This is a genomic window from Marinomonas sp. FW-1 (genome assembly GCF_005222245.1).
Classification (GTDB): Bacteria; Pseudomonadota; Gammaproteobacteria; order Pseudomonadales; family Marinomonadaceae; genus Marinomonas; species Marinomonas alcarazii.
Genome location: NZ_CP025987.1, coordinates 2864700 through 2887183, shown reverse-complemented (window position 1 = coordinate 2887183; position 22484 = coordinate 2864700). Strand labels below are relative to the sequence as shown.

The window sequence follows — 22484 nt, the reverse complement described above, 5'->3', positions numbered from 1 at the left end:
ATGACAAAGACACATAGTACGATAAAGCATCAGCAATGATGAGCATCGGTTTGATACTTGGTTATCACTATTTCAAAATGAATTGTTAAAGATCCAAGCACGTATTCGCGTGTTGTGGTGAGACGAAAAAGTCCAGCCAGAACAAAACGCAAAACGAATTGCTTGACGATCATAGAGGCGTTGAACCACCTGATCCCATCCCGAACTCAGAAGTGAAAAGCGCCATCGCCGATGGTAGTGTGGGAGATCCCATGTGAGAGTAGGTCGTCGTCAAGCTTTATATTAAGAAAGCCCTGATAGCTGATGCTGTCGGGGCTTTTTTTCGTCTGCTGTTAGCACGCCTTCACGTGCACGCAGTAATGGTTTACTCCTGCAGCAATGGCTTGCTCTTTTGTGCCCCGCTTGCGCCTGTCTCATTCTTCGACGCGTCTGCGCGAGTCATCAAAAGAAGACGCCTTATCGTGCCTTATATGGTCTATCAAAGCGTAACTTTAGTGTTATCCACTATCAAATGTATGGATTTTATATAGCAAGAGTCGTTAGTGTCTTCGCTTCCTTTCTTAGCCAGTCTCTAAAAGACTTAATTACTTCTTCATCCTTGCGGCTTTCTTTATAAGCAGTGTAAAAGTTGTCACCCGTTTTAAATGCGCTGCAAGGTAGTTTTACTAAGGTGGTCTGGTCATGTTTTTCGCTCATCATGTAGTCGTTGACGAGAGCAATGCCGAGAGAATGTTTGGCGGCTTCATAAGCTAGCATAAGATGGCTAAATTGATGGAACTGAATGCCTTCTGGTAAAGGGCGATTTATATTACCAAACCAGCGTTTCCAGTCCTCTGTATGTCGATCATAGATGCTGTAAGATGTGATAAGTGGGAATTGAGCGAGTAAGCTAGGATCATTATTTAGTTTGCTGGTCAGTTCTTGGTTGGTTACTGTTCCTAATTTATTTTTTATTGTTTCATAATAACTGTGACTACACACTGGAAACAGCTCTTCTTGATATACGTGATCAAAGAGAAATCCTCGTTTTTCATTTTCAATTGTAATGAAAAAGTCGGCCGTTCGATCAGATAGGTCGGGCGAGCCATGACTCATTTCGATACTCAGTTCTAAGTTCGGGTACAAGTGCTTTAGCTCTGGGAGTCTTGGTATAAGCCAGTAAACAGCGAATGAGCTGTATACGGCTAATCGAATATGTGTTTTTTGTTGGCCTCTAATATGGTTTGTCGCTTCTTCAATTTGTAGCAATGAATTGCTGATTGAATCTAAGTAATGTTTGCCTTCAATGGTAAGTTCTAGCTTTCGTCCTTGTCGATGAAATAGGTTTTCACCAAGGTGGTTCTCTAAAATCCTTATCTGATGAGAGACCGCGCTTTGGCTAACATTGAGTTCGTTAGCAGCTAACGAGAAGCTGTTTAATCGAGCAACAGCTTCGAAAACAGGGAGTGATTTTAGCGGAGGCAGCATACTATATATCCAAATAACTAATACTTAATCTAAATATATCATTTTAACTAATGACTTTAACTTATTAAGCTAAGGTGAATATAGCAATAAGTTTTCTTGGAGAAGCGTTTTGTCAGGTCGTACAGTAAGTAGCGCTATTTTGATTCTTGTATTAGGTAGTTTTTTTGCCACTTTGTGTGATGTCTTTATTAAAATGGCTGGCGTTGATGTTGCCATTTTTCAGTTCACGTTTTTTCGTGCCGTTTTTATGTGTCTTATTCTTTTTCCAATCGCTGTAATGAAATACTTGAGCTCACCTAAAGCGGTCGCAACATTGGGTCTAAAGTTGCATGTTATTCGAGGCAATTTATGGGTTTTAGGTTCGGTTTTGCTTGTCATTTCATTGTCTGAGCTATCTTTGGCGACGGCTAATGCGGTGTTCTATGTGGCGCCTATTTTTATCATGCTGTTTGGTGCTTTTTTCTATAAAGAGCGTTTGAGTGTGGATGTTGTGCTTGCTGTTATATTGGGCTTTATTGGTATTTTGGTGATTCTAAGGCCGACTGAGGTGACGCTTGCCATGATTAGTGCGATTCTTTTTGCGGTTGTTCTGGCGGTAAATAGCTTATTGATAAAAAAAATACCTCAAGAACAAAGTATGTTTTATGGTTTATTTGTGACCCAGCTTTTTGCGTTACCTATGGTTAGTGGGCTAGCAATTTGGGAGGGTGAAAAATTTGAATTTGAAGTTTTGATCTACGCTGCTTTATCATCGGTTTGTTCTATTTTATACAGTGTTTCTTGCTTAGTTGGTTATCGTTATGTGGTGTCAAGCAAAGTAACGAGTGCTGAATATTCCGGTTTGATTTTTGCCTTCTTGTTAGGTTGGTGGATCTTTGGTGATACACCTGATTTGGGTGTGTTTGTTGGGTCGGTGTTTGTTATCACTCCGTTATTGTATTTAAGTCACAGGGATATTAGGCGATTACGTAAAGAGCAGCTTTTGTCTAATACTCGGTCTAATTTAGGCGCTGGTTGAGCATAGGTTTTTTATCATTTGCTCAACCATATCTGCTAAATCCTCTTTGTCTAGATAGATACCATCAATAAACAGCCTCGCTAATCCGTGAAGGCTAGCCCAGGTTGTTTGTCCTATTCTGAGTGGCGTATTGCTGTTAGGAAGTACCTTTTGTTCTTGTAACTCTTCTACCCAATCTATCCAAGCTTTAAAGGTTTGCTTTGATGCTGCTTTCAGTGAGTCACTAGGGGTTCCGGCTTTCCATAATGTTCTACCATACATAAGGTCGTAGGTTTCATTGTGTTGGAGTGCGTATTCTAGATAAGCATGAACGTATTGTTTAAAAACGTCAGTGGCGGGTTTTTGCTCTGCTTTTAGAGCGAAAAGCATGCTTTCTTGTTCATGAAAACCTTTCTCTGCAAGTGCGCAAAGTAACGCGTTCTTATCCTTGAAATGATGGTATGGCGCTGTTCTTGAAACACCAACTGTGTCTGCAAGTTTACGCATGCTGAGGCTTTCAACTCCTTGCTCTTTGATAATCAGAGCAGCGGATTGAAGTAATGATTTAGTGAGATCACCGTGATGGTATTGTGTTTTTAATGTCGACATGGGCTGATTAAATACTTGTATCTTGACAATGTCAAAATGAAAACCTATCTTGACAGTGTCAAAATTGCACGCGGGCAGCGGCAGTTCAAAAAATAATAAACAAAGCGAGTGATGATTATGAGCCATTCAACCTATCCGAATTTGTTCGAGCCACTAGACCTAGGCTTTACTCAGTTGAAGAACCGAGTGTTGATGGGGTCTATGCATTTAGGTCTAGAGGAAGTAAAAGGCGGAATTGAGCGAATGGCTGTTTTCTATGCGGAGCGCGCTCGTGGTGGTGTTGGTTTGATTGTCACTGGCGGCATTGCTCCTAATTCTGAAGGTGCTGTTTATGCTGGCGCAGCTAAAATGGCGTCAGAAGAGGATGTTGAAAAGCATCGTATCATTACGGATGCTGTCCATGCAGAAGGTGGAAAGATATGCATGCAGATCTTGCATACGGGGCGTTATGCTTACAATCCTAAATTGGTCGCGCCATCGGCCCTACAAGCACCTATTAATCCCTTTACGCCTGAGGCATTAACGCCTGAAGGTATTGAAAAGCAAATATCTGATTTTATTAACGCCGCTGTTCTAGCTAAAAAAGCGGGCTACGATGGCGTTGAGGTGATGGGTTCAGAAGGTTATTTGCTGAATCAATTTATTGCCAGTCGAACAAACCAGCGAGAAGACGAGTGGGGCGGTGAATACGCTCATAGGATCAAGTTGCCGACAGAGATTGTTAGGCGAATTCGAGCCGCGGTGGGGGCAGATTTTATTATTATCTATCGCTTGTCCATGTTGGATCTAGTGGAAGGTGGTAGTGATCTTGAGGAAGTGGTTGAGCTGGGTCTTGCTATTGAGAAAGCGGGCGCGAGTATCATCAGTACGGGAATTGGTTGGCATGAAGCGAGAGTGCCGACGATAGCCACAAAAGTTCCGCGTGCTGCATTCACTTGGGTCACAGCTGAGTTACGGAAATTGTTATCTGTTCCTTTGGTGACCTCTAATCGAATCAATACGCCTGAAGTGGCAGAGCAAGTGCTGGCACGTGGTGATGCGGATATTGTCTCTATGGCGAGACCTTTTCTTGCTGATCCTGAATTTGTGTTAAAAGCAGAGCAAAATCGCGCCGACGAAATTAATACTTGTATTGCTTGTAACCAAGCTTGCTTGGATCATGTATTTGATCAAAAAATGACGTCCTGTTTGGTTAATCCAAGAGCCTGCCATGAGACCGAAATTGTTATTACACCAGTGGATTCTCCTAAGCGTATTGCCGTTGTAGGTGCCGGTCCTGCTGGTTTGGCTTTTGCAACCACGGCAGCAAAGCGTGGTCATCTTGTTACCTTATATGACGCAGGTAACGAAGTGGGTGGGCAATTTAATATCGCCAAACGCATTCCTGGTAAAGGTGAGTTTTATGAAACCTTGCGGTACTTCGCTCGTCAGGTTGAATTAACAGGCGTGAACCTTCAGTTGAATACCCGAGTTGATGGAGAACTTTTAAATAAGGAGAAGTTTGACGAAGTTGTACTGGCAACGGGAATCTTGCCGAGAACCCCTGAGATTGCAGGTGTTGAACATCACAAAGTAATGAGCTACTTGGATGTGATGAATGGCAAGCCGGTTGGCAAGCGAGTGGCTATTATCGGAGCTGGAGGTATTGGCTTTGATATCAGCGAATACCTAATTCATTCGACGCCCCATAAGGAGCAAAAAATTGCTGACTTCATGTCACAGTGGGGAGTAGATATGAGCTTCTCTGCCCGTGGTGGTGTGGAAGGTGTTAAGCCAGAGTTTGAAAAGGCTGAGCGCGAGATCTTTTTGTTGCAGCGTAAGAAAACTAAGGTCGGCGCTAACTTGGGTAAAACGACAGGATGGATTCATCGTACTGAGTTGTTGAAGAAAGGCGTTGTCTTCTTATCAGGTTGTGATTATCAGCGCATTGATGATGAAGGACTGCATTTGACGGTTAATGGTGAAGCTCGTTGTCTTGATGTCGATACGATTGTTGTGTGTGCTGGACAAGAACCAAATCGATTGTTGGAGCGTGAGATTGGTCATGCGGTTCATTTTATTGGTGGCGCAGATGTGGCTTCTGAGTTAGATGCTAAACGGGCTATTAAACAGGGAACCTTGCTGGCAAGCTCGATTTAAGCAATGTTCAGAGAGTGATGGTTAGATATATAGATCCATCACTCTCTATATTTAATGTTGTGACAGTTCTCTTGGTTTTTTGTTTATCCTTCCTTGTAAGCCTTCTGTAAATGACTTTATCTTGTCGATTAATGCTGTAACGTATTAAGTATAAATTGCGTGATAAAATCAGTCATGATTTTAGACAAATCACGCCGACAGTAGATTCATTGAGTTGGAGCCTATGCAGATTTTTGACGTTTTGATTGATTGGATTCGTTTCTATTGGGTAACCATTATTGTGCTTTTACATATTGGGTTGTCAGTAGTGACTTCTCTGCATGTATTGCTTTATAAAGAAAATGATCGAACTTCACTTGCCTGGATTGGACTGGTTATTTTTTCTCCCGTTTTAGGTAGCTTATTTTACTGGTTGTTTGGCATAAACCGCATTAAGCGCTTAGCGAAAAGAGAGCATCCTCAAAAACTGAAGCAAGATTTTCGTTACCAAGAGGATTGTATTGATTTTCATGGTCAGCCGAAACATTGGCAACCGTCGATCATTGCAGGTTACACCATTCATCCCGTTAACTATGTCGATGCGAATAGTATAGAGCCACTGGTTAATGGCGATAACGCTTACCCCGCAATGATAGAGTCTATTCGAGCAGCCAAGCATCATATTGTACTATCGAGTTATATATTTGATTACGATTCACTAGGGCGAGAGTTTGTAACGGCACTGGCGCAAGCAAAAGATCGAGGTGTTGATGTTTATGTGTTGTTAGATGGAATCGGGGTGGGTTACAGTTGGCGAAAATCGGATAGGGCACTAAAGAAACGAGGTGTCAGAACCGCTCAATTCTTACCGGCTATTTCCTTGACTGGTATTCGTTTTATTAATCTAAGAAACCATAGAAAAATACTTTGTATAGACGGCCAAGAAGCTTACATCGGTGGTATGAATATCAGTAAGGGCAATTTGGTAGAGTCTGCTAAACAGCCTATTGATGATGTTCATTTTAAAGTGATAGGTCCTGTGATAGATCAGATCAGCCAGGTCTTTATTGAGGATTGGTTTTTCGCGACGGGTGAGTTAATTAAATGCCCCGCTTACAATCCAGCTACTACGGAGCTAAAAAAAGCGTCTGTTGTGTCCCGAGTGATTCAAGATGGGCCCGATGAGCATCATAATAGAATACGTTGGACATTAATGAACGCACTCGTTTGTGCGCAAACAAGCGTTAAGATCATTACGCCTTATTTCATCCCTGACCAGACCTTGATGACGTCTCTTCATGCTGCGGCTTTGCGTGGTGTGTCTGTTGAAATTATTGTGCCCGAGCGCAGTAATATTCTTTTTGTTGATTGGGTAATGGAAGCCAATTACCTTCGGATTATAGAACACGGTATAAAAATCTATAAAAATAAACGGCCTTTTGATCACAGTAAAATTGTTCTTATTGACGATGTGTGGTCGTTTATAGGTTCTACTAATTGGGATGCAAGGAGTTTAGAGTTTAACTTCGAAATTAACCTTGAGTGTTTTGATAGTAATCTTAATTCAGAGCTTACAGCGTTATATGAGTCGAAAAAGCTCAATGCAGAGCAGGTTTTAGAAGAAGATATGGCAAGCTTGCCTATGTATAAAAGGATTCGGAATAACTTGTTTCGATTGTTTTCTCCCTATTTGTAAGGTCATTTATTATGATTAAAAGCCGTTTCAGCCGCGTTGAATCATTAAAGGTTATGGGGAGTGCATCGAAGCAGGCGATAGGGCCAGATATGAGTGTCTTATTGTGGAATGTGTTCAAGTGCAAAAGAAAAGGTTGGCAAAGTGATTTCACCTCACTGATTGATGGCAAAGACTTAATTTTGCTCCAAGAGGCTATTTTGAACTCGCCTTTCGATGGTCTTTTTCATCATTCTTCACAGCATCAATGGATTATGGCCAGCAGTTTTAAGAGTGTTAAAACCAATATTGAAACAGGTGTTAAAACTGGGGCAAACGTTGAGGCAAACAGGCACTTTTTTTCGGTTTCTGCTCATAGTGAGCCTATTTCTAACACCAAAAAAATGGTGTTAGCGACTGAGTACCCCTTAATGAATATGGGCGGTTCGTTTATAGAGTCGTCCTTGCTGGTTATTAATACCCACATGATCAACTTTGTCTCCTTCGAGAAATTCAGGGCGCATCTTGATCAGGCTTTCCAAGCGTTTGAACATCACAACGGGCCAATATTATTGGCAGGTGATTTTAATACTTGGAATGGTAAACGTATGGCCTATTTTGATGAGATGGCTAAGTCCTGTTTACTAAAAGAAGTGCCTATTATGCGCCAGCCTAAGTTGGGGCATTTACTCCGTCATCTTGATCATATCTATTGTCGTGGATTGGATGTGCTTGATGTGAAGGTGCATACGGATATCCACTCATCCGACCACCATCCCATTAGTCTGTCGCTTCGTCTTGCAGAATAACAGTGGGTTAGTTAGCGAGTAATTGTGGCGTATTACGCCCTTTCTATTAACTCGTTTAAGGTTCTAAGGCGAGTAGATACTTCTTGTTTATCCAAGTCGACGAGTTGTTGTTGCTCAAGTCCGTGCTCTAACATGAGCTTCTGATGGCATACAAAAGACCAGTGTGTTGAATGGTTTGCCTGCTCCGCAATACGTATCACACCTTCTAATTGACGCAATTGCACAGCCAAGCAAGACTGAGAGTACTGGCGGATTTGATTGAAGGCAATGTTAGCTAAGTTTTCGAAGGAGGTGGTTTTGTAAGTGACTCTTTCTACACCACTCTCATCGTAAGTTATGCCTTCAGGGAAGCTTTTTTGGGTTAAATCACATACCGCGGCGGTGAGTTTATCAATGCAAGCGATGGCAGAATATGGGTCGTTGATACCTGGGGAGAGGGCTCTTAAGGCAATCTCAACCAGTTGATGAACGGCAAATTCTGGGTCTTGTATCGGGGTGCGTTTTGGTCCTAGGGTGAAACACTCATGCAATGTTTGTCTGTCTTCTTCTGAAAACGCTTCAATGTCACTTGTCATGATGACCATTCGTTTTACGACAAAGTCTCCAGGGTTCACTAATATATCCAAGTGTCCGTCCAATTTGCTCATCACATGGGTTAGATCGGCGTAGTTTATCGCCTGAATATAGCCGCATGATTGGCTTTGAAACTGGAACTGCTGTCGTGTTTTATCTGCTGTTTTTGTCCTCTGAGGTTGTTTTTGACTTGTTGAAGAGTCGGCGTCTTCTTCCTCTTTTTGTTGTTTAAAAATCTGCTTGATGCTGGATTGCAGTTCGCTATACACATTGTCGATGACGCTGTCAGATTGCAAATTGAGTGAAACATGGTGGATGAAGTAAATGAGCAGAAGAATGCCAAACAGTGTCATGGCTATTGCGCCAGCAATCGTCAGTCCTGGCAGGAAAGCACCACCGGCAAAATCATCTGTCATCCGAACCAGTATTAGGCAATAAACAAATAAGGAGATAAATACGCCAAGCACGATTTGAGTGCTTGAGTCTTCCATAAAGTTACGAATTAACCTAGGTCCAAATTGTGATGAGGCGTTAGTGAGTGCAACGATGGTAATAGAAAAGGTGATACTGACAACAGTCATGACACTGCTCGCGACGGTGGTCAGAAGATCGCGAGTGATCTCTGCATTGGCGTGGTATAAAAAAGTCAGCCAAGGCAATGTATCTAGCCCTGCGTATAAATCGATAAGCAGTAAGGTTAAACAACCTAAAATAGTGAGTGACAAAATAAGACAGGGGGTAAACCAAAAGCTGGTCTTAATGGTGTCGTATGCTTTTAAGATACTGGTGTTTTTTATTGTTGATAATGGCAATTGATTCATCCCTGTCTATGGTGTGATGTTTCTGCTATTGACTCTTTTCATTTGGTTCGCCTGTTTTTAGTATCTTGAGTAGGTCTTCTCTTTCGATACTGCCTTTTAGTGCGAGGTCTAACTGGTATTGGTATTGGTTATTCCAATCCGATGTTCTGGGGTTCAATGCTGAAAGGTCTCTCATCGCAGATTTCATGACTTTTAGGTAAGCCTGAATGTTACGCTCTTGATCAATCAAGATGTTTTTTAAAGCCGTTGAGCTACTGTGTCTAAGGTAGAGTTTTAGCACCTCGCTTTGTTCTTCAATAGTTTTTATTTTAGCGTTTTGTTGGGAAATGGTTCGCTCCATCGTGGCGATTAATTTGCTTTGGTCTGTAGAGGTATCAGCTGCTTTGGCAGTTTCTGGTGCGGGTTTAAGCAAGACATAGGCAACACCAGATGATGCTGAAACACTAAAAATAAAGCACAGCAGAAAAGCAATAATTAGCATGGTTGGCTTTTTCTTGGGAGTGTCTGCTGCAGCGTTATCAACCTGATTTTTAGGTGGCATATTATTCTCCTTTATTGGCTTTGGTGCTGTACTTCAAGGTACAAAATACGATTTGAGTGATCTTATCATCATTATGTGTATTGTCTTGCGCTGCAATCTTCTATTTGAGTTTCTTTCGCAACAGGGTCTTATTATACCCAGCATATCCTCGATATCCCTATTCAGCAGTTTAGTTTTTCCTTTTGTGCACGTAAAATACGCGCTAATTAATTTAGAGAGTAATAACCTACCAAAATAGTCAGGTAAATACTTGATCAAAACAGTAGGTTTTGTGTACTATTTGTTCTCACAGAATAATCTAAATTGGATGGCTTATGCGTCTGACAACAAAAGGTCGTTATGCGGTAACCGCCATGCTTGATTTGGCATTACACTCAGATAAGGGACCCGTATCCTTGTCTGATATTTCAAGCCGACAAGGGATATCGCTATCTTATCTTGAACAATTGTTCTCCAAGCTGCGCAAAAGGGCACTAGTAAACAGTGTCAGAGGGCCAGGTGGAGGCTATCGTTTGAGTCGTTCAAATAGTGATATTTTTGTTGCGCAAATAGTTGATGCTGTAAATGAGTCGGTTGACGCAACAGGTTGCAAGGGGCGAAGTGATTGCCAAAGTGGTAACACCTGCCTGACCCATCATTTGTGGTGTGATTTAAGTGATCAAATACATGATTTTTTAAATCAAATTAGCCTAGATCAATTAGTGCGCCGAAATGATGTCCGCCAAGTCGCAGAGCGGCAAGAACTTGAAAGCCGCCAGCGTAGTTTTGAAAATGACAAAATTAGCGCGGCGATTGTTGATTAAATAGAGAATAAATTAGTAGAGCTTGATGCACTGATTGACAGTGTATTGGTGACTATAATTGAGTGAGTTTTTATATGACTGAGCAGATAGATAAGGCGCTGGCACGGGAATACGAAGCGGGCTTTGTGTCTGATGTAGAATCAGAAACATTTGAGCCAGGTTTGAATGAAGACGTTATTCGTCGTATTTCTGGAATGAAAGGTGAGCCTGAATGGATGCTCGAATGGCGTCTAGGCGCATTTCGTGAATGGCTAGAAATGGAAGAGCCAGACTGGGCGTTAGTTGATTACCCAAAAATAGATTTTCAGTCCATTTCTTACTACTCTGCACCAAAGAGTATGAAGGACAAGCCTAAATCTTTGGACGAGGTTGACCCTGAGTTACTGCGTACTTATGAGAAGCTTGGTATTCCTCTTATTGAGCAGCAGATGTTGGCTGGTGTCGCGGTTGATGCCGTATTTGACTCTGTGTCAGTTGTGACCACATTCCGTGAAAAACTAGAAGAAGCGGGTGTTATCTTTTGCCCAATTTCTGAAGCCGTTCACAAGTATCCTGATCTTGTTAAAAAATACATTGGCAGTGTTGTTCCTAAAAAAGACAACTACTATGCCGCGTTGAACTGCGCCGTGTTTACCGATGGTTCTTTTGTTTATATCCCAAAAGGCACTCGTTGCCCAATGGAGTTATCTACCTACTTCCGAATCAATGAACAAAACACAGGTCAATTTGAACGTACCTTGATTGTTGCTGATGAAGGCAGTCATGTAAGTTATCTTGAAGGTTGTACAGCGCCACAGCGCGATGAGAACCAGCTACACGCTGCTGTTGTCGAATTGGTTGCTATGGATAACGCTGAGATTAAATACTCAACCGTACAGAACTGGTATCCAGGCGATGAGAACGGTAAAGGCGGTATCTACAACTTTGTTACCAAACGTGGCATTTGCCATACCAACGCTAAAATTTCATGGACGCAGGTAGAAACAGGTTCTTCTGTTACTTGGAAATACCCAAGCTGTATTTTGAAAGGCGATAACAGTGTTGGTGAGTTCTACTCGGTGGCTTTGACGCGTGGTCGTCAGCAAGCCGACACCGGGACCAAGATGATCCACCTTGGTAAAAATACCAAGTCCACTATCATTTCAAAAGGCATTTCGGCAGGCAGAAGTAACAACAGTTACCGTGGTCTTGTGCGTATGAACCCAGGTGCTGAAGGTGCTCGTAACTTTACCCAGTGTGATTCTTTGCTGATTGGTGATCAATGTGGCGCGCATACTTTCCCTTATGTGGAAAGCCGTAATCCGTCCGCTATTGTTGAGCACGAAGCAACGACCTCGAAAGTCAGTGACGAGCAGATGTTCTTGTGTCGCCAACGTGGACTAGATCCTGAAAAAGCCGTCTCTATGATTGTGAATGGCTTCTGTAAGGAAGTATTTAAAGAATTACCAATGGAATTTGCCGTTGAAGCGGGCAAGTTACTAGAAATAAGCCTTGAAGGCTCAGTAGGTTAAGGAATTATTAAAAATGTCGAACACGAACAGTTTGTTGACGATAAAAGATTTGCACGCCAGCGTTGAAGAAAAACAAATTATCAAAGGGTTGGATTTAGATATTAAACCTGGCGAAGTTCACGCGATCATGGGCCCCAATGGTGCAGGTAAAAGTACCCTAGGCTATGTTTTGTCTGGCCGCGATGGTTACAGCGTTGAAAGTGGTAGTGTGACGCTTGACGGTGAAGATTTACTTGAAATGGAAACAGAAGAACGTGCGCGCGCAGGTTTATTCTTAGCGTTCCAGTATCCTGTCGAGATTCCAGGTGTGAGTAATCTGGAGTTCTTGAAAGCTTCTGTTGATGCGCAACGCGAAGCTCGTGGCGAAGAGGCGATAAGTTCAGCTGATTTTCTAAAAGAAGCGAAAGCGGCTTGTAAACAAGTTAATTTGCCTGTGGCTTTCTTGAAGCGTGGCGTTAACGAAGGTTTTTCTGGTGGTGAGAAAAAGCGTAATGAGCTAATGCAAATGTTATTGCTTAAGCCAAAGCTTTGCATTCTGGATGAAACCGACTCTGGCTTGGATATCGATGCGCTGCAAGTGGTAGCGGAAGGCGTAAACAGCCAGCGTTCAGCTGATCGTAGTTTTATTGTGGTAACGCATTATCAGCGTCTTTTGGATTACATTAAGCCTGACTTTGTACATGTATTGTCTGACGGCAAAATCGTTAAGAGCGGTGATGCTTCTCTTGCTCTTGAGTTGGAAGCTCAAGGTTACTCTTGGTTGCAGAAAGAGCCGTCTGAAGACGAACTTGAGGGGTAATGCATGAGTGAATGGTTAGAAAGCGCCATTACTCGAGCGCAAGGTATTAATGACTGGTTAGCGCCAAAACGTGCACATGCACTGGATCTTTTAGCAAAGACGAAATGGCCAACACGCAAAACCGAAGCATGGCGTTACACGCCGCTTCGTCCAGTAGAGCGTACGCCGGCAAAAGTGATCAGCGATAAAGTGGATTTGTCTCCTGTCGTTATTGCTGATTTGTCTGCCATTGAAGTGGTGTTTGTTAACGGTCAGTTTGATCAAGCTCAATTAGCAAAAACATTACCTGCAGGCTTGTCTATCGCCTTGGGTGCTGATTTGAATGCAGCGCAGCAAGCGGACGCATTGACTGCATTTTCGACAATTAAGCCTGAGCGCCACATTTTTGGTTTGATTAACGATGCGCTAGCACAAGATGTGGTGGTTGTATCTGTTGCTGAAGGGGTTGAAATTACCCAGCCAGTCCGTATTAGTTCTTTATTGAGCTTAGGCGCAGAATCTCATACACGGGTTCAGGTTGTTTTAGCAGCAGGCTCTAAGTTAACGGTAATTGAAGATATTCAGGCGCAAGGTGACAGTCTGAATACGGCGTTTGTTGAATACAATATTGCCGCTAATGCACGCCTTGAACATTATCGTTTTGCTCTGCAGACAGGCAGCAATGTGGCTGTTGGCGGTAGTCACTTCAATTTGCATGATCATGCGAAAATGAACAGCACTATTGTTGGTTTTGGTAGTGAGTTATCTCGTTTAGACACAGATATTATCCATGCTGGTGAATTTGCTGATGCCAAGCTAAATGCTATGTATTTGCTAGACGGTAAAGAGTTGTTTGATCTTCATGCGACGGTTGAGCACGCGATGCCAAATGGTAAAACAGAAGAGAATGTTCGTTGTATTGTCGCGGATCGCTCTCGTGCCGTATTTAATGGCCGCATTCATATTCATCGTGATGCGCAAAAAACCTTGGCTGAACTGAATAACCGTAACTTGTTGTTATCAGACAAAGCGGAAATCAACACTAAGCCAGAGCTAGAAATATACGCTGACGATGTGAAATGTGCTCATGGCGCTACGGTTGCTCAAATTGATAAGCAAGCTTTGTATTACTTGCAAACTCGCGGTGTAAGCCGTTCCAAAGCGCAAGTGATGCTTAACTTTGGTTTTATTAATGAGCTGATTGATTTGATGCCAAATGCCGCGTTAGCTGAGTGGATTCGTCCTATTATCCGTGAGCGCTTTGCGCAAATGGAAGTGAAATAAGCGAGAATCGAATGAGTTTTGATGTAGCGGCTATCCGCGAGCAATTTCCGATTTTAAAGCGTGTCATTGACGGTAAACCACTTGTTTATCTTGATAATGCTGCGACAACGCAAAAGCCGCAGTGTGTGATTGATGCTTTGGTGGATTATTACTCGACCTGCAACTCTAATGTGCATCGTGGTGCTCACCGTCTTGCGGATGAAGCAACGCGTCGCTTTGAAGATGCTCGTGATATTGTCAAAGACTTCATTAATGCACCGAAGCGTGAAGAAGTAATTTGGACAACCGGCACCACCGAGGCGATTAATATTGTTGCCAATGGCTTGGGTTCTTTGTTGTCTCCAGGTGATGAAATTATCGCAACCGAGATGGATCATCATGCCAACTTGGTGACTTGGCAGCAGGCATGTAAAGCGTCCGGTGCGACATTAAGAACCATTCCGGTAACGGATGCGGGTGAATTAGATCAAACTGCTTATGATGCCATGTTAAATGAGCACACTAAGTTTGTCGCTTTTCCACATGTTTCTAATGCATTGGGCACCATAAACCCAATTAAAGAAATGACGGCGAAAGCCAAAAAAGTTGGGGCTTGGGTGCTGGTGGATGGTGCTCAAGGCGCTGCTCATGGCTATGCGGATGTGCAAGATATTGGTTGTGATTTTTATGCCTTTTCGGGTCATAAAATCTATGGGCCAATGGGTGTCGGTGTGCTGTGGGGTAAAGAGTCAGTATTGTCGAATTGGCCTGTCTGGCGCACTGGTGGTGAGATGATCTCTACCGTGACTTTGCAAGATGCAACATGGAATGTATTGCCGTATCGGTTTGAGGCTGGTACTCCCAATGTAGGTGATGCCATTGCATTGGGCGAGGCAATTCGTTGGTTTAGTGCTTTGGATCAAGAGGCGGTAGCTGCCCATGAAAAGGCATTATTAGATCGAGCGACAGAGCTAGCAAAAGAGTTCGAAGGTTTAACCATCATTGGTAACGCTAAAGATAAAGTCGGTGTGCTGAGTTTTGTGATGGATCAAGGGCATCCTGCTGATATTGGTTTTTTGCTAGATCGCCAAGGCATTGCAGTGCGAACTGGTGATCATTGTGCCCAGCCTTTGATGGCGCGCTTTAATGTGCCTGGAACGGCACGCGCATCCTTTGCAATTTATAATACATTAGAAGAAGTTGACGCTTTGTTTGTGGCACTGAAAAAAGTGCGAACAATGCTGGCTTAGGAGGTTTCAATGACAGTAACAACGTTTGATCCTGTCTCTAGCGTGTCTTTAACCGCTTCTGCACAGAAATATTTTGCCTCGAAATTGGCTAAACAGCCAAGTAAGCTGATTCGATTGAGTACTAAGGAAAGCGGTTGTACAGGCTTTTCTTACGTATTGGATATCGTTGATGCAGCATTGGATAATGATACCGTTTTAGAATTTGGTGATGTTGTTCTTGCGGTGGATTCGCAATCCGTTTCCATGCTTCAAGGAACAGAGATTGACTTAGTGCGTGAAGGCGTTAACGAAGTTGTGAAGTTTAAAAACCCTAACGTTGTAGCAGAATGTGGCTGTGGCGAAAGCTTTAGTGTGAGTTAGCTTCATGCAAAAAATGGTAGTAACACAGCGAGCATGTCCTGCGCGCCGAGTACCAAGCGGTGACCCTGTTAGCATTCCTGAAGGTCAGTTTATTACGATTAACCAGAGTCTTGGTGGAAATTATACCGTGACTTGGCAAGGTAATATGCTGCGCATTGATGGTACAGATGCTGAGGCGATTGGTCAGCAACCAGAGGTTTTGAATTTTGAAGATCTCGGTACTGGCGGAATCAGTGAAGAGCAGGTTTGGCAAGCTCTAGATACTATTTATGACCCAGAAATTCCGATAAGTTTGGTGTCGTTAGGCTTGGTTTATAAAGTAACAGTAGACCAAGACAGCAAGTCTGTTTTAATCGATATGACATTGACGGCGCCGGGTTGCGGAATGGGACCTGTGCTGGTTGGTGATGTTAAGTATCGAGTAGCGAAAGTGCCTAATGTCGAAACGGTAAAAGTGGAGCTGGTATTTGATCCGCCATGGTCTCGAGAAATGATGAGTGAAGAGGCACAGCTAGAAGCCGGTCTTTTCTTTTAGTCTTCGGTCACTCATTGAAATCGAATACAATATTAAACGGCCTTGGCACTTTGCCAATGCCGTTTTTGTTTTAATAGGCTTGATGTAAAAAAGAGGGTAGTCATGGCTTTACCTAGTACAGAAGACATCGTAGATGATCTGTCGTTTTTTGACGACTGGGAAGATAAGTACAAGTACATCATTGATCTGGGGAAATCCTTACCTGCATTTGATGATGAATGGCGCACTTCAGAGCGTTTGGTAAAGGGCTGTCAGAGCAGTGTTTGGATTCAGCCGGATAGTGAGCAAGATGCGACAAAAGGTGAGGTTCTGACATTTGCCGTAGACAGTGATGCCATTATAGTGCGTGGTTTACTAGGATTGGTTTTGGCTGCTTTGGACCATAAAACACCACAAGAAATTTTAGATTTTGATGTCGCTGCTTATTTCGAAGAGCTGGATCTTGAGCGACATTTGAGTCCCACTCGTGGCAATGGTTTGCGTTCTATTGTTGGGCGTATAAAAGGCATTGCACAGGCAGCGGCTTAATTGATATTGGAGAGCGTTAAATGAACACCCCTGTTTACCTAGATAATTCTGCTACCACACCAGTCGACCCTAGAGTGGCGGAAAAAATGATGGTGTGCCTAACGCAGGATGGTAATTTTGGTAATCCTGCCTCGCGTTCCCATCTCTTTGGTTGGCGTGCGGAAGAGGCGGTAGAAGAAGCTAGGTTGCAAGTGGCAAGTTTGATCAAAGCGGATTCACGTGAAATTGTTTGGACGTCTGGTGCGACGGAGGCCAATAATTTGGCGCTTAAAGGCGTTGCCTATGCTTACCGCCAAAAAGGTCGTCATATTATTACTTCAATGATTGAGCACAAGGCAGTCTTAGATCCTTGTAAGCAGCTTGAGAAAGAAGGCTTTGAGGTAACGTATCTGCAGCCTGATGTGCATGGTGTGATTTCACCGAGTCAAGTTGAAGGGGCGCTTCGTGAAGATACTATTCTTGTGTCTTTGATGCATGGTAATAATGAGCTTGGAGTTTTGACTGACATTACAGCAATAGGGCAATTGACCCGTTCGCATGGTGTCTTTCTTCACGTTGATGCAGCTCAGACGACGGGCAAAATTGACATCGATGTTAATGCCATGAAAGTCGATTTAATGTCACTGACGGCTCATAAAACCTACGGCCCTAAAGGCATAGGGGCCTTGTTTGTGCGTCGCTCGCCCAAGGTTAAGTTGGAGGCGCAAATTCATGGCGGTGGTCATGAGCGCGGTATGCGTTCTGGTACATTGGCAACCCATCAGATTGTTGGTATGGGCGAAGCGTTCCGTCTGGCGGGAGAAGAGATGGAGCAAGATTGTGCTCGAATCAAAGCCTTGCGTGAACGTTTGTGGGCATCTTTAACTGAGTTACCTGGTGTGCATTTAAATGGTGATGCGGATAACCGCGTTGCTGGGGTGTTAAATGTTGGTTTTTCAGGAGTGGATGGCGAAGTTCTGTTGATGTCTCTGAGTGATATTGCTGTTTCCTCTGGGTCCGCTTGTACGTCAGCCAGCTTGGAACCGTCTTATGTTTTGCGAACGATTGGCTTGGCAGATGATTTGGCCCACAGTTCTTTGCGCCTTTCTGTTGGACGTTTTACCACGCAAGAAGAGGTTGATTTTGCTGCTGATACGATTAAAAACGCAGTGAGTCGTCTTCGTTCTATGGCTTAGTTATCCGATTTAGCGCTTTTATGCGGATTAGCGTAAATAATGTCCGTTTGATCGTACAATTTTAATGAATTGATGCGTATAATACGCGCGCTGAACTTTTATGTCCTGGGCCATGCAAAGGCATCGCCCTCAAAATTTAATTTGGAGTTATACCATGGCGTTAGAACGTACTCTATCAATCATCAAGCCAGATGCTGTTGCTAAAAACGTAATTGGCGAAATCTACACTCGTTTTGAGCGTGCTGGTTTTAAAATTGTTGAAGCTAAAATGATTCAACTAGACGACGAATTGGCTGGTGGTTTCTACGCTGAGCACAAAGAGCGTCCTTTCTACAAAGATTTGGTTGCTTTCATGACTTCTGGTCCTGTTGTTGTTTCTGTTCTTGAAGGTGAAGGCGCTGTTCTTCGTCACCGTGAACTAATGGGTGCAACTAACCCTAAAGAAGCGGCAGCTGGTACTTTGCGTGCAGATTACGCAACGTCTATCGATGCAAACGCTGTTCACGGTTCTGATTCTGTTGAATCTGCAGCTCGTGAAATTGCTTACTTCTTCGGTAAGTAATTGACAGCTAGGACCTTTATGTCCAGTCTGTTTTGAAAAGGCGGGCGTTAGCCCGCTTTTTTACAGAGGCTTCTGAAAAGACTTTTCTTTTCAGAGGCTTTTTTCGTTTACACTTAATGCTAACCATAGCAAGCGACATTGAATTATGACTGACATCAAAAAAGTAAACCTGTTGGGTTTATCCCCTGAGAAATTGATCGAGTTTTTTGAATCCATTGGTGAGAAGAAATTTCGCGCCACTCAGGTGATCAAATGGATCCACCAAAAGGGCGCTGAAAGCTTCGATGAAATGACGGATGTCAGTAAAGCTTTACGTGCTAAATTAGAGCAAATTTGTGAGATTCGTGGACCTGAAGTGGTGTCGCAAAATATCTCAGCGGATGGCACACGTAAATGGATTATTCGCACTGAGGGCGGCAAGAACGATTGCGTTGAAACTGTGTTAATACCTGATGGTGATCGTGCAACATTGTGTGTTTCATCTCAAGTGGGTTGCTCTTTGGACTGCAGCTTTTGCTCGACAGGTAAGCAAGGTTTCAATCGTAACTTAACACCTGCGGAGATTATTGGGCAGGTTTGGATTGCGATTAAGTCTTTTGGCCCGATGGATCCGAATGGACCACGTCGCGTAACTAACGTGGTTATGATGGGCATGGGCGAGCCACTGATGAACTTTGAGCCTGTGGTTGATGCGATGATTCTAATGATGCATGACCATGCTTATGGCCTATCTAAGCGCCGTGTAACCTTAAGTACTTCTGGTGTGGTGCCTAAAATTTATGAGTTAGTAAAGCGTACAGATGTGTCCTTGGCGATCTCATTGCATGCGCCAAATGACGCTTTGCGCAATGAGCTTGTTCCAATCAATAAAAAGTATCCTATTGCTGAGTTAATCGAGTCTTGTCAGCACTATTTGGCGAATTTGCCGGACAAACGTCACATTACAATTGAATATACTTTGATGTCTGGTGTGAATGATAACGAAGAGCAAGCCCATGAATTGGCGGAGCTTCTTAAGGTATTGGAGTGCAAGATTAATTTGATTCCATTTAACCCATTCCCCCATTCTGGCTATGAGAAACCGTCAAACAATCGTACTCGTCGCTTCCAGAAGATTTTGGCCGATGCTGGGTACACTGTGACAGTTCGTACGACTCGTGGTGATGATATCGATGCGGCATGCGGTCAATTGGTAGGGGATTTCCATGATAAAACTCGCCGTAGTCAGAAGTATATTGAGTTGCGCGAAGTGAAAAGCTAACTTATTGTTCAAAAAAATTGTATATGACAAGGATGTCTGTATGCGTTTATGGTTACTGCCTTTTTTATTGGGTTGTGTGTTGATTTCCTCTTGTGCTTACCAAACAGTAGCCCCTGAGCGACCACCCATTTCAGATTCAAAGCGCCTGTCTATCATTCAGACGCATCTTCTACTTGGCCAATGGGTCTTAGCAAAAAAGCAGTTAGACCAAGTTAGCTCCTCGGAACGACACAGGGAATACTGGCGTCTACTCGGACTATATTGGTTGAGTGTTGAAGAATATGATGAAGCCATTTTGGTTCATGAAAGCGCACTCAATAACTACCCAAATGATGGCTTTTTGTTGAATAACTATGGCGTGCTGCTGGGCGTTAAAGAACGCTGGGATCTTGCTTGTGATGCATTTGAAAAAGCGGATAAAAATAGCGCTAACAGACGTCAAACTGTGAAAATTAATTTATCCAGATGTGCCATACGTCAAAATCACGTAAATTTAGCAGGGATCTATCTAAAACAGGCAAAAGAAATTGCCGATTTGCCTCTGATTGGTTTGATGACGGAGCTCAATCTTGTTTTAATACAAGGTAGTAATGACAAAGCTCGCTTAATTTTTAATAATATCCAGGCTGATAAACAAATTGCCCGAGGATCGGTGCATTTTGATGAGTACAACTGTCTGTCGCGGCATCTAATTGCACGCGAGACTGACCCTACACTGTCCTCATCTGCGAGTAATTTTACATGCCTGAATGGCTCAAGGTATTGACATGACCACTGAATTTCAAACTGATGCTCCTGAAAGTAAAACGAATATAGATACGATTAATATTGGTAAACGACTTAAAGCGAAGAGACTTGAGCTAGAGTTTGATGAAAGATATGTTGCCACAGAGCTAAAAATCCCTATTGATCAAGTACGAGCACTTGAGGCGAATAATTTCAAATATTTTCGCTCTAGTACCTTTGCTCGTGGCTTCCTTAAGAGCTACTGCCGATTATTGAACATAGAACCATCAGAAATGTTGAATGCATTCGATGCAGAGCGTTCTGGTGCCGAGTCAACCATCAAGCCTGTTGATAAAGTGAATAGACAAAGTCATCTGGGTGACCCTATCGTTATGTTTATATCGGTTGTCATCATTGCTGTTCTAGTCTTTTTAGTGTTCTGGTGGCCAGCGCAATCTACAGATGATGTGAGCATTGTAGAAGAAAGTGCTCAGAGCTCCGAACAGGCCGCTGTCGAAGAAACCCCGAGTGAGCCAGAGGCGGATGTTAATAACGCCACAGAGGAATCTCAAGATTTATCAGAAAACACTCCTGAAATGGCGGCAGCTGAAGATGTCTCAGATGATGGCGATGTAGTAACTGGTTTGTCTGCTGAAACAATGGCTATTCTAGAAGAGGCTGGTGTTAACCCTGATGAGGTAGTACGAGCAACCTCTGAAGTACCGGCTGAAACGTCCCCTGAGCCAGTGTTACCAACTTATTCTGATGATATCGTGATTGCGTTTGATGCTGACTGCTGGACAGAAGTGCGAGATTCAACTGGAAAGATTTTGTTTTCAGGTGTTAAAACGGCTGGTAGTCAGTTGGCGTTAACAGGTAATGCGCCTTACCGTGTGGTTTTAGGCTATGCCAAAGGTGTGTCATCTTTGACGTACAAAGGCAACGACTTCGATTTTTCTTCTTTTACACGTAAAGATTTGGCTCGATTTGAGCTCAAGTAGAGACCCTTATGCATTTTGAATCACCTATTAAACGACGTCATTCTCGTCAGATTATGGTTGGGAGTGTTCCTGTTGGCGGAGGTGCGCCAATTAGTGTTCAAAGTATGACAAATACTGAAACGTGCGATGTCGACGCAACGGTTGCGCAAATTCGCGCTATTGTGGATGCTGGCGCTGATATCGTTCGTGTTTCTGTGCCATCTATGGATGCCGCTGAAGCATTTAAGAAAATACGCGCAGAAGTATCTATTCCACTGGTTGCTGACATTCATTTTGACTATAAAATTGCGTTAAAAGTCGCTGAGTACGGAGTGGATTGTTTACGTATTAACCCCGGCAATATCGGTAATAAAGACCGTGTTCGCGCTGTGGTTGATTGTGCACGAGATAAAAATATCCCTATTCGTATTGGCGTGAATGCTGGTTCCTTAGAAAAGGACCTTCAGAAAAAGTACGGTGAGCCAACGCCAGATGCGCTGGTTGAATCGGCTTTTCGCCAAATTCAGTACTTCGATGAATTAGACTTTCACGAATACAAATTAAGCCTTAAAGCGTCTGATATTTTTATGACGGTTGAGGCATATCGAAAAATTGCTAGTCAGATCGATAACCCTTTACACCTTGGTATTACAGAAGCTGGGGGCTTGCGTTCAGGTACTGTGAAATCCTCTATTGGGCTTGGTTTGCTTTTGATGGATGGCATTGGTGATACCATTCGCGTGTCTCTTGCGGCTGATCCTGTGCAAGAAATTAAAGTCGGTTGGGATATGTTGCGTAGCTTAAAGTTGCGTAATCGCGGCATTAACTTCATTGCTTGTCCAAGCTGCTCGCGTCAGAACTTCGATGTTATTAAAACAATGAATGAGCTGGAAGAGCGATTAGAGGACATTACTATTCCAATGGACGTTGCTGTCATTGGTTGTGTGGTTAATGGACCTGGTGAAGCAAAAGAAGCCGATATCGGTTTGGCTGGTGGATCGCCAAATAATTTGATCTATCAAGACGGTAAGCCAAGTAGCAAAACGAAAAACGCAACACTTGTTGATGACTTGGAAGAAATGATTCGAAAAAAGGCGGTTCTAAAAGAACGTGAAATCGCCAATATTATTGTAAAAAATTAAGGA

General features: G+C 43.1%; 22 protein-coding genes and 1 rRNA gene. 19 read left to right on the top strand and 4 right to left on the bottom strand.

Annotation, left to right across the window (positions count from 1 at the left end):
- The first annotated feature begins 161 nt into the window (after nucleotides 1–161).
- Nucleotides 162–276: ribosomal RNA gene (rrf, locus tag C1X04_RS13395) — 5S ribosomal RNA — on the top strand.
- 246 nt (nucleotides 277–522) lie between these two features.
- Here the strand turns inward: rrf and C1X04_RS13390 are convergent.
- Entirely contained in the window at nucleotides 523–1467 is a 945-nt protein-coding gene (locus C1X04_RS13390; RefSeq protein ID WP_137170222.1) for a LysR substrate-binding domain-containing protein, read from the bottom strand.
- A gap of 109 nt (nucleotides 1468–1576) precedes the next feature.
- Here C1X04_RS13390 and C1X04_RS13385 point away from each other — a divergent pair, with 109 nt between their 5' ends.
- The gene (locus C1X04_RS13385) at nucleotides 1577–2485 is read left to right on the top strand and encodes a DMT family transporter (RefSeq protein WP_137170221.1); all 909 of its coding nucleotides are present in this window, start codon (nucleotides 1577–1579) and stop codon (nucleotides 2483–2485) included.
- Here the strand turns inward: C1X04_RS13385 and C1X04_RS13380 are convergent.
- Nucleotides 2471–3199 (bottom strand): TetR/AcrR family transcriptional regulator, encoded by a 729-nt coding sequence (locus C1X04_RS13380; protein WP_342767501.1) that lies wholly within the window; start codon nucleotides 3197–3199, stop codon nucleotides 2471–2473. The two genes, C1X04_RS13385 and C1X04_RS13380, sit on opposite strands and share 15 nt — an antisense overlap.
- On the opposite strand from C1X04_RS13380, the gene C1X04_RS13375 reads away from it, so the two are divergent.
- The 3 genes from C1X04_RS13375 (at nucleotide 3191) to C1X04_RS13365 (ending at nucleotide 7672) form a co-directional block, all read left to right on the top strand.
- Entirely contained in the window at nucleotides 3191–5212 is a 2022-nt protein-coding gene (locus C1X04_RS13375) for an FAD-dependent oxidoreductase (protein ID WP_137170220.1), read from the top strand. The genes C1X04_RS13380 and C1X04_RS13375 overlap by 9 nt on opposite strands.
- Nucleotides 5213–5435: 223 nt before the next feature.
- Nucleotides 5436–6887: a phospholipase D-like domain-containing protein gene (locus C1X04_RS13370; RefSeq protein ID WP_137170219.1), complete on the top strand. Its 1452-nt coding sequence runs from the start codon at nucleotides 5436–5438 to the stop codon at nucleotides 6885–6887.
- Between the two features lie 11 nt (nucleotides 6888–6898).
- Complete coding sequence (locus C1X04_RS13365; RefSeq protein ID WP_137170218.1) at nucleotides 6899–7672, top strand: endonuclease/exonuclease/phosphatase family protein; 774 nt, start codon at nucleotides 6899–6901, stop codon at nucleotides 7670–7672.
- Nucleotides 7673–7704: 32 nt separating this feature from the next.
- On the opposite strand, the gene C1X04_RS13360 is transcribed toward C1X04_RS13365, so the two are convergent.
- Nucleotides 7705–9057 (bottom strand): DUF2254 domain-containing protein, encoded by a 1353-nt coding sequence (locus C1X04_RS13360; RefSeq protein ID WP_175404947.1) that lies wholly within the window; start codon nucleotides 9055–9057, stop codon nucleotides 7705–7707.
- A gap of 34 nt (nucleotides 9058–9091) precedes the next feature.
- Nucleotides 9092–9607, bottom strand: a complete 516-nt coding sequence (locus C1X04_RS13355; RefSeq protein ID WP_137170216.1) for a hypothetical protein — start codon at nucleotides 9605–9607, stop codon at nucleotides 9092–9094.
- 314 nt (nucleotides 9608–9921) lie between these two features.
- Between C1X04_RS13355 and iscR the strand changes: the two genes are divergently transcribed.
- From iscR to ispG, 14 genes are all read left to right on the top strand, one after another.
- Nucleotides 9922–10410 (top strand): Fe-S cluster assembly transcriptional regulator IscR, encoded by a 489-nt coding sequence (iscR, locus tag C1X04_RS13350; protein WP_110574397.1) that lies wholly within the window; start codon nucleotides 9922–9924, stop codon nucleotides 10408–10410.
- A 74-nt stretch (nucleotides 10411–10484) separates the two neighbouring features.
- Nucleotides 10485–11921, top strand: a complete 1437-nt coding sequence (gene sufB, locus C1X04_RS13345) for a Fe-S cluster assembly protein SufB (protein WP_110574395.1) — start codon at nucleotides 10485–10487, stop codon at nucleotides 11919–11921.
- A gap of 13 nt (nucleotides 11922–11934) precedes the next feature.
- Nucleotides 11935–12720 (top strand): Fe-S cluster assembly ATPase SufC, encoded by a 786-nt coding sequence (gene sufC / locus C1X04_RS13340; protein ID WP_110574393.1) that lies wholly within the window; start codon nucleotides 11935–11937, stop codon nucleotides 12718–12720.
- 3 nt (nucleotides 12721–12723) lie between these two features.
- Nucleotides 12724–13983, top strand: a complete 1260-nt coding sequence (sufD, locus tag C1X04_RS13335) for a Fe-S cluster assembly protein SufD (protein ID WP_137170215.1) — start codon at nucleotides 12724–12726, stop codon at nucleotides 13981–13983.
- Between the two features lie 11 nt (nucleotides 13984–13994).
- A complete protein-coding gene (locus C1X04_RS13330) occupies nucleotides 13995–15212 on the top strand; it encodes an aminotransferase class V-fold PLP-dependent enzyme (RefSeq protein ID WP_110574389.1) in 1218 nt (405 codons plus the stop codon).
- A 9-nt stretch (nucleotides 15213–15221) separates the two neighbouring features.
- On the top strand, nucleotides 15222–15572 hold the full coding sequence (locus C1X04_RS13325; RefSeq protein WP_110574387.1) for an iron-sulfur cluster assembly accessory protein: 351 nt from the start codon (nucleotides 15222–15224) through the stop codon (nucleotides 15570–15572).
- Nucleotides 15573–15576: 4 nt separating this feature from the next.
- Nucleotides 15577–16107, top strand: a complete 531-nt coding sequence (sufT, locus tag C1X04_RS13320; RefSeq protein ID WP_110574385.1) for a putative Fe-S cluster assembly protein SufT — start codon at nucleotides 15577–15579, stop codon at nucleotides 16105–16107.
- A 102-nt stretch (nucleotides 16108–16209) separates the two neighbouring features.
- Nucleotides 16210–16635 carry a SufE family protein gene (locus C1X04_RS13315; RefSeq protein ID WP_110574383.1) on the top strand — a complete coding sequence of 142 codons (426 nt, stop codon included), beginning with the start codon at nucleotides 16210–16212 and terminating at the stop codon, nucleotides 16633–16635.
- Between the two features lie 20 nt (nucleotides 16636–16655).
- Nucleotides 16656–17810 carry an IscS subfamily cysteine desulfurase gene (locus tag C1X04_RS13310; RefSeq protein ID WP_137170214.1) on the top strand — a complete coding sequence of 385 codons (1155 nt, stop codon included), beginning with the start codon at nucleotides 16656–16658 and terminating at the stop codon, nucleotides 17808–17810.
- Nucleotides 17811–17964: 154 nt separating this feature from the next.
- Complete coding sequence (gene ndk, locus C1X04_RS13305) at nucleotides 17965–18372, top strand: nucleoside-diphosphate kinase (protein ID WP_013796955.1); 408 nt, start codon at nucleotides 17965–17967, stop codon at nucleotides 18370–18372.
- Between the two features lie 145 nt (nucleotides 18373–18517).
- Nucleotides 18518–19633 carry a 23S rRNA (adenine(2503)-C(2))-methyltransferase RlmN gene (gene rlmN / locus C1X04_RS13300; protein WP_110574379.1) on the top strand — a complete coding sequence of 372 codons (1116 nt, stop codon included), beginning with the start codon at nucleotides 18518–18520 and terminating at the stop codon, nucleotides 19631–19633.
- Nucleotides 19634–19673: 40 nt separating this feature from the next.
- Nucleotides 19674–20399 carry a hypothetical protein gene (locus C1X04_RS13295; protein WP_137170213.1) on the top strand — a complete coding sequence of 242 codons (726 nt, stop codon included), beginning with the start codon at nucleotides 19674–19676 and terminating at the stop codon, nucleotides 20397–20399.
- A gap of 1 nt (nucleotide 20400) precedes the next feature.
- Nucleotides 20401–21360, top strand: coding sequence for a RodZ domain-containing protein (locus C1X04_RS13290; RefSeq protein ID WP_245927008.1), 960 nt, complete (start codon nucleotides 20401–20403; stop codon nucleotides 21358–21360).
- Between the two features lie 8 nt (nucleotides 21361–21368).
- Entirely contained in the window at nucleotides 21369–22481 is a 1113-nt protein-coding gene (gene ispG / locus C1X04_RS13285) for a flavodoxin-dependent (E)-4-hydroxy-3-methylbut-2-enyl-diphosphate synthase (RefSeq protein ID WP_137170212.1), read from the top strand.
- The last annotated feature ends 3 nt before the right edge of the window (nucleotides 22482–22484 follow it).

Bases quoted from the DNA above. Each gene is read 5' to 3' on its own strand.
- C1X04_RS13390 (WP_137170222.1), bottom strand. From the start codon at position 1,467: ATGCTGCCTCCGCTAAAATCACTCCCTGTTTTCGAAGCTGTTGCTCGA.
- C1X04_RS13375 (WP_137170220.1), top strand. From the start codon at position 3,191: ATGAGCCATTCAACCTATCCGAATTTGTTCGAGCCACTAGACCTAGGC.
- C1X04_RS13380 (WP_342767501.1), bottom strand. From the start codon at position 3,199: ATGGCTCATAATCATCACTCGCTTTGTTTATTATTTTTTGAACTGCCG.
- C1X04_RS13370 (WP_137170219.1), top strand. From the start codon at position 5,436: ATGCAGATTTTTGACGTTTTGATTGATTGGATTCGTTTCTATTGGGTA.
- C1X04_RS13365 (WP_137170218.1), top strand. From the start codon at position 6,899: ATGATTAAAAGCCGTTTCAGCCGCGTTGAATCATTAAAGGTTATGGGG.
- C1X04_RS13355 (WP_137170216.1), bottom strand. From the start codon at position 9,607: ATGCCACCTAAAAATCAGGTTGATAACGCTGCAGCAGACACTCCCAAG.
- iscR (WP_110574397.1), top strand. From the start codon at position 9,922: ATGCGTCTGACAACAAAAGGTCGTTATGCGGTAACCGCCATGCTTGAT.
- sufB (WP_110574395.1), top strand. From the start codon at position 10,485: ATGACTGAGCAGATAGATAAGGCGCTGGCACGGGAATACGAAGCGGGC.
- sufC (WP_110574393.1), top strand. From the start codon at position 11,935: ATGTCGAACACGAACAGTTTGTTGACGATAAAAGATTTGCACGCCAGC.
- sufD (WP_137170215.1), top strand. From the start codon at position 12,724: ATGAGTGAATGGTTAGAAAGCGCCATTACTCGAGCGCAAGGTATTAAT.
- C1X04_RS13330 (WP_110574389.1), top strand. From the start codon at position 13,995: ATGAGTTTTGATGTAGCGGCTATCCGCGAGCAATTTCCGATTTTAAAG.
- C1X04_RS13325 (WP_110574387.1), top strand. From the start codon at position 15,222: ATGACAGTAACAACGTTTGATCCTGTCTCTAGCGTGTCTTTAACCGCT.
- sufT (WP_110574385.1), top strand. From the start codon at position 15,577: ATGCAAAAAATGGTAGTAACACAGCGAGCATGTCCTGCGCGCCGAGTA.
- C1X04_RS13315 (WP_110574383.1), top strand. From the start codon at position 16,210: ATGGCTTTACCTAGTACAGAAGACATCGTAGATGATCTGTCGTTTTTT.
- C1X04_RS13310 (WP_137170214.1), top strand. From the start codon at position 16,656: ATGAACACCCCTGTTTACCTAGATAATTCTGCTACCACACCAGTCGAC.
- ndk (WP_013796955.1), top strand. From the start codon at position 17,965: ATGGCGTTAGAACGTACTCTATCAATCATCAAGCCAGATGCTGTTGCT.
- rlmN (WP_110574379.1), top strand. From the start codon at position 18,518: ATGACTGACATCAAAAAAGTAAACCTGTTGGGTTTATCCCCTGAGAAA.
- C1X04_RS13295 (WP_137170213.1), top strand. From the start codon at position 19,674: ATGCGTTTATGGTTACTGCCTTTTTTATTGGGTTGTGTGTTGATTTCC.
- C1X04_RS13290 (WP_245927008.1), top strand. From the start codon at position 20,401: ATGACCACTGAATTTCAAACTGATGCTCCTGAAAGTAAAACGAATATA.
- ispG (WP_137170212.1), top strand. From the start codon at position 21,369: ATGCATTTTGAATCACCTATTAAACGACGTCATTCTCGTCAGATTATG.